Source organism: Paenibacillus cellulosilyticus (genome assembly GCF_003182255.1).
GTDB classification, from domain to species: domain Bacteria; phylum Bacillota; class Bacilli; order Paenibacillales; family Paenibacillaceae; genus Paenibacillus_T; species Paenibacillus_T cellulosilyticus.
On the sequence record NZ_QGTQ01000017.1, the window covers coordinates 117,107 to 127,516 of the forward strand.

The 10,410-nt window shown below is 47.6% G+C and carries 8 protein-coding genes and 1 rRNA gene; all 9 read left to right on the forward strand.

Annotated features, from left to right (window positions below; translation table 11 throughout):
- Positions 1–153 precede the first annotated feature (153 nt).
- On the forward strand, positions 154–969 hold the full coding sequence (gene speD / locus DFQ01_RS19445) for an adenosylmethionine decarboxylase (RefSeq protein ID WP_110045573.1): 816 nt from the start codon (positions 154–156) through the stop codon (positions 967–969).
- Positions 970–1,380: 411 nt separating this feature from the next.
- Positions 1,381–2,298, forward strand: coding sequence for an ABC transporter ATP-binding protein (locus DFQ01_RS19450; RefSeq protein ID WP_110045574.1), 918 nt, complete (start codon positions 1,381–1,383; stop codon positions 2,296–2,298).
- A gap of 3 nt (positions 2,299–2,301) precedes the next feature.
- Positions 2,302–3,468 carry an ABC transporter permease gene (locus DFQ01_RS19455; RefSeq protein WP_110045575.1) on the forward strand — a complete coding sequence of 389 codons (1,167 nt, stop codon included), beginning with the start codon at positions 2,302–2,304 and terminating at the stop codon, positions 3,466–3,468.
- Between the two features lies 1 nt (position 3,469).
- The gene (locus DFQ01_RS19460; protein WP_110045576.1) at positions 3,470–4,576 is read left to right on the forward strand and encodes an ABC transporter permease; all 1,107 of its coding nucleotides are present in this window, start codon (positions 3,470–3,472) and stop codon (positions 4,574–4,576) included.
- Between the two features lie 429 nt (positions 4,577–5,005).
- Positions 5,006–6,130 carry a sensor histidine kinase gene (locus tag DFQ01_RS19465; RefSeq protein WP_245946797.1) on the forward strand — a complete coding sequence of 375 codons (1,125 nt, stop codon included), beginning with the start codon at positions 5,006–5,008 and terminating at the stop codon, positions 6,128–6,130.
- A gap of 28 nt (positions 6,131–6,158) precedes the next feature.
- Positions 6,159–6,902 (forward strand): LytR/AlgR family response regulator transcription factor, encoded by a 744-nt coding sequence (locus DFQ01_RS19470; protein ID WP_110045578.1) that lies wholly within the window; start codon positions 6,159–6,161, stop codon positions 6,900–6,902.
- A 618-nt stretch (positions 6,903–7,520) separates the two neighbouring features.
- A complete protein-coding gene (locus DFQ01_RS19480) occupies positions 7,521–8,846 on the forward strand; it encodes a sensor histidine kinase (protein WP_110045580.1) in 1,326 nt (441 codons plus the stop codon).
- Positions 8,847–8,996: 150 nt separating this feature from the next.
- Entirely contained in the window at positions 8,997–9,761 is a 765-nt protein-coding gene (locus DFQ01_RS19485; RefSeq protein WP_174812533.1) for an SDR family NAD(P)-dependent oxidoreductase, read from the forward strand.
- 408 nt (positions 9,762–10,169) lie between these two features.
- Positions 10,170–10,410 (forward strand): 16S ribosomal RNA (locus DFQ01_RS19490); the annotation flags it as partial.

Below are 10,410 nucleotides of genomic sequence, written 5' to 3' on the forward strand. Positions count from 1 at the left end.
ACGGACACCATCGCGAGTTGACGATCGCGCGGGAGGCTGCTTCAATCGGATCAGGTATGACGGTTTCGCTCCAGTCCATCCTAATTTGTCAATAGATGGTGAATCAACCAGCTGTAAACTGGCTATATTACGGAAGGACAGGAGGGGTTCGCGATGGCTTTTACAGAGGAACAACGGATTACGCTGCACGGCTTTAACAATTTGACCAAGTCGCTCAGCTTCAATATGTACGACATTTGTTTTACGAAGACGAAGGAGGAGCGTGAGGCGTACATCGAATATATCGACGAGCAGTACAACTCGGAGCGGCTGACGCATATCCTCAATACGGTCGCAGATATTATCGGTGCGCATGTGCTCAATACGGCGAAGCAGGACTATGTGCCGCAAGGCGCCAGCGTCACGCTGCTCGTCTCGGAAGGGCCGATCGTCGAGGTGCCGACCGAGTCGTTCGAGGAATCGCCGGGACCGCTGCCGGACAACGTCGTTATGCAGTTGGATAAAAGCCATATTACCGTTCACACGTACCCGGAATACCACCCGAGCGAAGGGATCAGCACTTTCCGGGCGGACATTGACGTCTCCACCTGCGGAGAGATTTCGCCGCTGAAGGCACTCAATTATCTCATTCATTCGTTCGATACTGACATTATGACGATCGACTACCGGGTGCGTGGGTTTACGAGGGACATCCACGGCAATAAGCTGTTCATTGATCACGAGATCAACTCGATCCAGAACTACATACCGGACGAAGTGATTAACCAATTCGATATGATCGACGTGAACGTATATCAGGAGAACATTTTTCATACCAAATGCAAGCTGCGGCAGTTCGATCTCAACAACTATCTGTTCGGCTACACGCAGGATGCGCTCAGCGATGAGGATCAGAAGGAGATTACAGAACGGCTCAAACTGGAGATGGACGAAATTTTCTACGGCAAGAGCATCAACACTTATCATTAAAGACAGAGTACGAGGAGCCCTCCAAAAGAGGGCTCTATTTGTGTTGACATACAATCATGCCTATTACGTACCACTACCTCACACTTATGACATCCTATCCGACTATCCGTACATGCCCAGTACCTATTCGCCCCAAACCAAGGACATCCATCCTACCGCCGTTGCGCACAGTTATGACAGGATACGACGTCTAATTCACCCGCTAACAGCCCTATTCGGCGCACCTATATGCCACTCTTACTGCCCATAGAACTGATTCATACCTAACAGTTACGACATGCTAACTGTCACCCGCCTGCACAGTTATTACAGCATAAATGTGTGTTAAGACATGAACGTATAGATGCAGTACGTCGATGCTACACTGGGCTTACGAAAGAGTTCAATACCAATTGTGGGAGGTACGCATGAATGCGGACAGTATTTGCAGGGGAAGCGATTCAGTTTAGCTATAACAAAAAGAAGCCGGTGCTCAAGGGACTCTCCCTCTCGATCGGCGATAAACAAATTTATGGTTTGCTCGGTCCGAACGGTGCCGGCAAGTCGACATTAACGAAAGTAATGCTCGGCCTCGATAAGCCGCAAGGCGGCAGGCTGCAATGGTTTAACGAGCATATGAACGCTAGTACGAACCGGCGCGTCGGCTATGTACCGCAGGATTTGGCGCTGCTGTACGATCTGTCGGCCTATGAGAACGTTATGTTCTTCGGCAAGCTGTATGACCTTAAAGGCGAGCGCCTGAAGAAGCAGGTTCGCTTCGCGCTCGAATTCGTTGGCCTGTGGGATGAGCGCAACCAGAAGCCGAAGAAGTTCTCCGGCGGTATGAAACGCAGACTAAACATTGCCTGCGGCATTGTTCACAATCCGGACGTTATCATCCTCGACGAGCCGACGGTTGGCGTTGATCCACAGTCCCGCAACCGAATTCTTGACGCAATCATCGAACTGAATCAGATCGGCACGACCGTTGTGTACATCTCTCACTACATGGAAGAGGTCGAGAAAATCTGTTCCCATGTTGGCATTATCGACAACGGTCAGTTGCTCTGCCAAGGCACGCTGAATGACATCATCCAGCAGTACACGGATCAAGCGATTCTGAAGCTGGAGCTGCAGCGCAAGACGACGGCGTATGCGAAGCAGCTGGAGCAGTACAACGTACTGTCGACGGACGGTAACATGGTTGAGATTGGCATTCCGAAGAATGACGTTGGTGCGATTACGGTCATCAAGGACGCGTTCGGAGAGGAAGTTAAGAGCTTTCAGTACATCTCGCCGAACCTTGAGCAAGTGTTTTTCAAATTAACGAAAAAGAATTTGAGGGATTAGCCCATGTGGACCCTATTCGCAACCTCAATGAAACGCAAGTTGAAAAATCCGACGATTATCGTCAACTACATCCTGCTGCCGCTGCTGCTCATCGTCATCTTGGGCAACGCGCTCTCCTCGGTGTTCGACAAGAATGAGGAGGGCGGAGCAGCCGTTCCGGCAAGCCTGTCTCAGATGCATACAGTCGTCGTCAATGACGACAAAGGCAAGCTTGGCACAGAAATCGTAGCGTTCCTGACGAGTGAAGATAACAAGGCACTGTTCGACGTAACGGTCGAGACCGATGCGAACAAGGCAGAGCAAATGATCGAAGACGGCGATGCGGAGCAGTACATCTACATCCCGGCCGATCTGACGAGCGGTTACGAGAGCAAGAAAGAAAGCAACGTGACGGTCTATGGCGAGGATAGCAATATCGACAAGGTGAACATCACCAGTCTGTTGTTATCCACATTCGGCGACGGCTATCTTGCAATGGATGTTTCTAGCACGGGCAATCAGAAAGAGCTGTACACACATGTCTACAGCAACCTGTTGACAACGAATGGAAGCAAGGATGGCAGTACGGAAGGCAAGGACGACTCCAGCAACATTACGGCACTTAGCTATTACGGCGTAACGATGCTCGTGCTCATTCTCGTATACGGTTTAGCGAATACGATGAATTTTGTCCAAGAGGAATACAGTGAAGCGCTTGGTGACCGGTATCTCGTATCGCCATTGTCGCGTACGTCGCTCATCCTCGGCCAGCTGCTGACGGGCTGCGCAATCTCGATTGTGCAAGGCATCATTATCGTCCTTTGCGCCCAGTGGTTCTTCGATGTAAGCTACGGCAACAACATGATGGTCGTGTTCTTCATCATCGTCGCGGGTTCGATCTTCTTCAACGCGCTGGGGCTCATTCTTGGCGTTATCGCAAGACGCGTCAAAGCGATCGACAGTGTTGTCACGCTGCTTATTCCAGTCATGACCTTCATCGGCGGCGGCTTCATCAAGATCGACTTGGGCGGCCTGCGTAATATGAGCATCAACGAGCTGTATCAACAGCCGCTGTTCGATTACATCCAGCAAGGTGTGATCAACTTGGCACCGGTGTACTCGTCGCTCGTCGCTGCCCTTGGGTTTATCTTGATTTCGGTCTATTCGCTCACGAGGAAGGGGGTCCGCTAAGATGCGCGTATTCGAGCTATATGCAAGGCGGATTTTGAAACGAAAGCTCACACTTATTCTCATCATCGTATTGCCTGTTCTCTTCACTTACTCAGTCGTCGCACAATATGAATCGGCAACGAAGCTGACAGTAGCGGCTTATATCGAAGACCCGACGTTGGAGAACTATTTGACGGGGATGCTTGAGAAGCAGGATGTGACGGTCACTAACGCAGAGATGGAGGAGGATGCGATCCATCATGATGCGGACGTTGGCATCGTCCTGACGACGAGTGCGAAGGATGTATTCGCGAAGCCGGATGCGCTGTCGGCAGCCTTTTACTCCGAAGGCGGCAGCTACAATGCCAGCTCGCTGGAGATCAAGCTTAATAGTATTTTCTCCGTCATGAAGACGTTGGCTCATAATTCGGCGGACGAGGCTGCGTTCGAGGCGAATCTGCTCAAGGCGGAACAATCTGCTGCTCCAATTCAAGTGAAGCAAAGCGTTATCGGCAATCCAAACGCTGTCGTTCTGACAAGTGCGTTCAACATGATCGTCTTCATCATGCTCTTCCTGACGATGACGAACACAATGCTTTTCCTCGGGGACAAAATCCACACGACAACGCAGCGCGTGCTGCTGTCGACGTACAGTCGGTTGAGCTACTACCTGCAAACGGTTGGCGTGTTCGCGGCGATCGGCATTGCGCAGTTCCTGCTTATGATTCTATTAATGAGCACCGTGTTCCAAATCGATCTGACGCTGTCCATCGGTCAGCTGCTGCTGCTTGTTGCCGCTTACGGCCTGCTGAACGTCATTGCCGCCGGCATCGGCTTGCTGCTCGTCAGCCGGACGACGCGTCTGTCGACAGGTCGCTTGCTTATCAGTGTCGTCTCGCTTCCACTGGCAATGCTGGGTGGTACGCTCTGGGACACGTCGATCATGCCAGGAGGCATGCAGAAGCTGGCGAAATTGCTTCCGACAGGCTGGATTACACAGCTCAACAAGGAAGTGTTCAGCGGCTTCGCGGGCAACACCGCTTTAATAACGACACACATGGTTTACCTTTTCGTATGCGCGGCGGTGCTGTTCGGTCTGCTGTCCCGTGTGCGGACAGAGAATATTTAAGGGCATGTTCACAAAGTTGGATTGTCAGCACCGTGAAGACGAATTAAGAAATAGATTAATTTGCGCAATCCTCCTTCATCAGCTCATGATGAGGGGGGATTTTGATTTATTGACAACAATTTACGCAGGAGGTTAACATAAACATGGGAAAATTTAGTTTAACAGTAGGTGACGGTTTCCGCAGCACTAGGACGGCTTTTCAGAATAGATCGTTGAAGGTGGCTAGTTATGACTTTTTTCATCGCCTCACTTATACAGATGATGACGTACTGCCTCTCTATCCCGATATTAATGAAACGAAGAATCGGAGTAGGCCTCTTCTTGATTATGCTGGCAGGGTCCCAAACGATAGGAATGGCTCTCTTTCCGCTGATGGGCGCGATGAGCAGTCTCGTCATATTAGTGTTTTTGATAGGCTGCCTATACTACATGAGTCGACAATGGCTGCTAAGCATCACTGTGGCTGTGATTCCGATGATTTTGTCGATCGTTAGCGATTATGTCATCAATTTGTTCGCGCTACAAGTTTTTAACCTATCAACCGCCGATATACAGGGTGGTTATCTTCTCGTAGCAGCAGTAGTCGGCATTATGCTGCTTACCTTCGCTTTAAGCTATCTCGGAAGATATCTATTTGGAACAATGCGAGATCATGAGCCGTTTTTTCGACGTTATGGTGTGCTTCTTACCGCGATGGTCGTCATTACCCTGCTTATTTTTTATTTGAATATATGGATCGGACAGCAGCAAGGATACTCGAACGAGAACATTCGTGCGAATAGCATCTTGTTTTTGTTTTATTTCATCCTTCTAATGGGGGTCTGTTTTATTCTGATACGGGTCATGATGAAAGAAACGAATTTGCAGAACAAGCAGGTGCAGTATGAACGGCTGACCGAATATACGGAGAACCTTGAACAGCTTTATATGGATATGCAGAAGTTTCGCCATGACTATATCAACATATTGCTGACGATGTCGGAATATATCCGTTCGGGAGACGTAGAGCGGCTGGAGCGTTACTTTAATGAGCGAATCATGCCGATCAGCCAAGGCATGCAGTCGAATAACTACAAGCTCGGCGCCTTGTATAATGTGAAGCTCCAGGAGCTCAAAGGTATTTTATCCTCCAAGTTAATCAAAGCGCAGGAGCTGAAGATCGATGCCGTTATTGAGGTCGTTGAACCAATCGAGCAGGTCAGTATGGATTCTGTGCAGCTGTGCCGCTGCCTTGGTATTTTACTAGACAATGCAATAGAAGAGGCTGTTCAGTGCGACAAGCCCAGCGTGCGCGTAGCTATTATTAAACGAGAACAATCCGTTATGATCGCCGTCACGAACAGCTGCCGCAGCAATATGCCGGAGCTTTACAAAATATTCGAACGAGGTTTCTCGACCAAAGGTAATAATAGGGGGCTGGGTCTCAGCAACCTGAAGGAGATCGTGGCCAAATCGGAGAACGCGACTCTTGATACGCAGATTATGAACGGTGAATTCATCCAACTGCTAGAGGTGTATGATGCGTCGGCAACCAAGTCTAGAATGACCGGCTAACCAGTCAACGTAAGGAGGCAGAATAACGATGCTTGAAGTGTTCATTTGCGAGGATGATCCGGAACAGCGCAAGCAAATTACGAAATATGTTTCTGACTACATTATGATGGAGAATCTCGACATGAAGATCGTAGTGTCGACAGACAAGTCGGAGGATATTATCGGATATTTGCGCAACAATCACGTAACGGGACTTTATTTTCTCGACGTGGACATTAAGGAAGACAAGAGCGGCATCGCGCTTGGGGCGGAGATTCGCCAATATGATAACCAAGGAGCGATCGTGTTCGTTACGACTCACTCGGAACTCACTTACCTGACCTTTACCTACAAGGTAGAAGCGATGGATTATATTACGAAAGACAAATTTACGGATATCCAGAAACGAATCACCGATTGCATCGATACGGCGAATGAACGCTATCTCATGAATAAGCATCGAAACCGGAAAATGTTCCAGACGAAATCCGGCGACAAAATGATTAGCGTCGATTACAGCGACATTCTGTTCTTCGAGACATCCTCCCAATTGCACAAAATCATCCTGCATGCGACCAATCGACAAGTCGAATTTTACGGCAAACTCAAAGACGTCCTCGAGATGGACAGCCGCTTCTATCGGTGCCACAACTCGTATGTCGTGAACAAGGACAATATCGTCGAGGTCGATATGTCGAAGCGGGAGATTCGTATGACGAATGGGCAGATCTGCTACGCATCAAGCCGTTTCCTTAAGGGATTAAAGGATATCGTACAGCACACTAATGGATGACTATGAATTGAATATGAGGCTCCTTTGGGGTAAAGGCTGTTCCTAACTTCGCTGATCTATCGGGCCTAGTGAAGAATGGCCTTTTCACAATAAAGAGAGAGTATGAGAGTATATTGAATAGATTTAATTTCTAATAAATAGGAGCACAAATCATGATGCTTTTTCTAGCAATGCTGCTGCAGATGGCTACGACTTGTCTATCTATTCATATACTGCTCCAGTACCGATTGGGCTTGAAGACATATTTTCTTATGCTGCTTGGAGCGCAGTAGATTGGATTCTCCATCTATAATATGACGGGCCCTATTGGAGTAATTGCTATTCTGTGCTGGCTTATTGCTATTGTATACATACGGCTGCGTAAACTTGCAATCGGGATAACCATTCCTATCGTTGCACAAATCACTGGTGTTGTTGGAGACTATATCGTAAACACCATCTACATTGTATTTTTTCATATGGATCATGTGGAGAATGAACAGTGAATTCATCCAACTATTAGAGGTGTACGACACGTCAACAACTAAGTCATTACCCATACATAAAGCGTCCATCTAGTTTGGTATGAAGTGAAGTTGGTGTTGGATTGCTGCTTTGAGAAAAAAGGAGAGTTGAATCATGACACTTTTCTTCATTATTTTGCTGCAAATGGCCACCGTATGCTTATCTGTTTATATACTGCTGCAATACCGACTGAGCTGGCGTGCTTTGTTGTCGATGTTACTCGGTGCACAAACGGTCGGTTTTGTTCTATATAAAGATATAGGTCCAATCGGTATGTTAATCGTATTGCTAGTGCTCATTGCGATTGTAACGATCTATTTACGTAAAGTTGTAATCGGGATAATCGCTCCGACGACCGCACTAATAATATCCGTCATTGGAGACCATATCGCGAATACGGTGTACATCCTGTACTTTCATATAGACCATCCTACAGAACAAAGTGCTTTAATCGCATTTAGCTATTTAGCATTGTCGCTTATAGTAACTACGCTGTTAAGTTTCTCCTTCGCTTATCTATTCCGTATCTTCAGCGCTCACGAATTGTTCATCAAGCGCTATGGCGTGATGTTTGCTGTTCTTAGTGGCGTAACCGTTATCATTTTTTATGTCAACATTTTAATAGGCAAACAGCAGGGCTTCACCGACGAGAACATTCGAGCTAATAGCATCTTGTTCTTGTTTTATTTCGTCCTTCTAGTTGTGGTGTGTATTGTATTGATACGGATTATGATGAAAGAAACAGACATTCAGAACAAACAGGTGCAATATGATCGTCTGACCGAATATACAGAAAACCTGGAACAGCTCTATATGGATATGCAAAAGTTTCGTCATGACTATATCAATATCTTGTTGACGATGTCTGAATATATCCGATTGGGCGATGCGAAGCAGCTTGAGCGATATTTCCATGAGCGAATCATGCCGATCAGCCAAGGTATGCAGTCAAACAACTACAAGCTTGGTGCGCTGCACAATGTGAAGCTTCAGGAGCTCAAGGGTATCCTGTCCTCCAAGCTGATTAAAGCACAGGAATTGAAGATCGACGCAGTTATTGAAGTCGTTGAACCGATCGAACAGGTTAGTATGGATTCCGTACAGCTGTGCCGCTGCCTTGGTATTGTGCTAGACAATGCGATTGAGGAGGCCGTTCAGTGCGAGATACCGAGCATAAGGGTAGCTCTTATTAAACGAGAACAGTCGGTTCTAATCGCCGTCACGAACAGCTGCCGCAACAACACGCCAGAGTTGTATAAGATATATGAACGAGGCTTCTCGACGAAAGGAACGAATAGAGGCTTGGGCCTTAGCAACCTAAAGGAAATGATGGCTCAATTAGAGAACGTGACGCTGGATACGGAGATGATGAACGGGGGGTTCATTCAGTTGATAGAAGTGTTCAATATACCAATACCTAAGTCTAGGAAGATTGGTTAAAGTCGGTTAGGATTTGTTGCGGCATATATCGGTTGTTTCCTAACGGGTTTGAAGGATATCGATCAGCACTAATCGAATGTATGAACGACTTGACCGTCCTGCTCAAGGACGGTTTTGTAATGTTAAGAACTAGAGGAGGCAGGCTGCATTATGATTTCAATTGATCTATCGAATAAGACGGCACTCGTTACCGGAGCAACGGGCGAGCTTGGGCGCGTCATTGCGCGTACACTTGCTCAGAGCGGGGCTAACATCATTATTCATTATCATAGTAATGAAACGAAAGCGAAGCAGCTGCAGCAGGAGATTGAGCAGCTTGGTCAACAAGCCTTCATCGTCCAGGCAGACATGGGACAGTTAGCATCGGTTCAACGGATGCAAGCGCAGGTGGCAGAGCAGTTCCAATTGCCAGATATCGTCGTTGCTAATGCGGTGTCTCAATATAAATGGACGTCAGTCCTCGAACAGGATGTAGCGGATTACGTTGATCAATTCAATACGACGGTACTGCAGCTCGTTCATGCGACCAAAGCATTCGTGCCTCATATGATCGAGCAGCGCGGCGGACGTGTTATTGCAATCAATACGGAGTGTGCGATGCAGAACTTCCCGACACAGTCGGCTTATGTAGCGGGCAAGCGTGGGATGGATGGCGTTTGTCGTGTGCTGGCGCGGGAGATCGGCGAGCACCAGATCACGGTTAACCAAGTGGCGCCGGGCTGGACGATCAGCGAGCGCGATCGGTTGAGCGGTACGGAACGTTCTGATGGTTATGATAGTCAGGTTCCACTGCGCCGCCGAGGCACAGATCAAGAAATCGCTAATGTTGTTGCCTTCTTGGCATCGGATCTTGCGAGCTTTATAACGGGTGCTTACGTACCTGTCTCAGGCGGGAATGTGATGCCAACGATTTAGCTTACACCTTGATTCAATAAGGCCTCGTATTTAAGGCCCCGTATTGCTTGAGCGTATCCTCTTGCAATGCGGGGTTTGACGTTTATTGAAAAACTTTGCGAAAAAGGGTTGCAATATGTCGAATGCCTATGGTATATTCTAATTCCGGCCGAGAAACACAACGCCGGCGAGCTTAAAACAAATCGAATTTTGAAGTGAATAACTTCGAAAAAAGATTAAATAAAAGCTTGCACGACACGCGGTCATGTGATAAGATAATGAACGTTGTCGAAACAAAGCAAAAGAAATTGTTGACACACTGATTAACATCTGATAAGATGTAAAAGTTGTCGAAATTGTTCTTTGAAAACTGAACAACGAGCGAAACTGTCAGTTTAAATGTTTTAAATGAGCTAAACAAGCACTTCTTTTATGGAGAGTTTGATCCTGGCTCAGGACGAACGCTGGCGGCGTGCCTAATACATGCAAGTCGAGCGGAGTTGATGAGGTGCTTGCACCTCTGATGCTTAGCGGCGGACGGGTGAGTAACACGTAGGCAACCTGCCTGCAGGACTGGGATAACATTCGGAAACGAATGCTAATACCGGATAATCGATTTCCTCGCATGGGGAGATCGGGAAAGACGGAGCAATCTGTCACCTGTGGATGG

Bases quoted from the DNA above. Each gene is read 5' to 3' on its own strand.
- DFQ01_RS19480 (WP_110045580.1), top strand. From the start codon at position 7,521: ATGACACTTTTCTTCATTATTTTGCTGCAAATGGCCACCGTATGCTTA.
- DFQ01_RS19470 (WP_110045578.1), top strand. From the start codon at position 6,159: ATGCTTGAAGTGTTCATTTGCGAGGATGATCCGGAACAGCGCAAGCAA.
- DFQ01_RS19455 (WP_110045575.1), top strand. From the start codon at position 2,302: ATGTGGACCCTATTCGCAACCTCAATGAAACGCAAGTTGAAAAATCCG.
- DFQ01_RS19450 (WP_110045574.1), top strand. From the start codon at position 1,381: ATGCGGACAGTATTTGCAGGGGAAGCGATTCAGTTTAGCTATAACAAA.
- speD (WP_110045573.1), top strand. From the start codon at position 154: ATGGCTTTTACAGAGGAACAACGGATTACGCTGCACGGCTTTAACAAT.
- DFQ01_RS19460 (WP_110045576.1), top strand. From the start codon at position 3,470: ATGCGCGTATTCGAGCTATATGCAAGGCGGATTTTGAAACGAAAGCTC.
- DFQ01_RS19465 (WP_245946797.1), top strand. From the start codon at position 5,006: ATGAGTCGACAATGGCTGCTAAGCATCACTGTGGCTGTGATTCCGATG.
- DFQ01_RS19485 (WP_174812533.1), top strand. From the start codon at position 8,997: ATGATTTCAATTGATCTATCGAATAAGACGGCACTCGTTACCGGAGCA.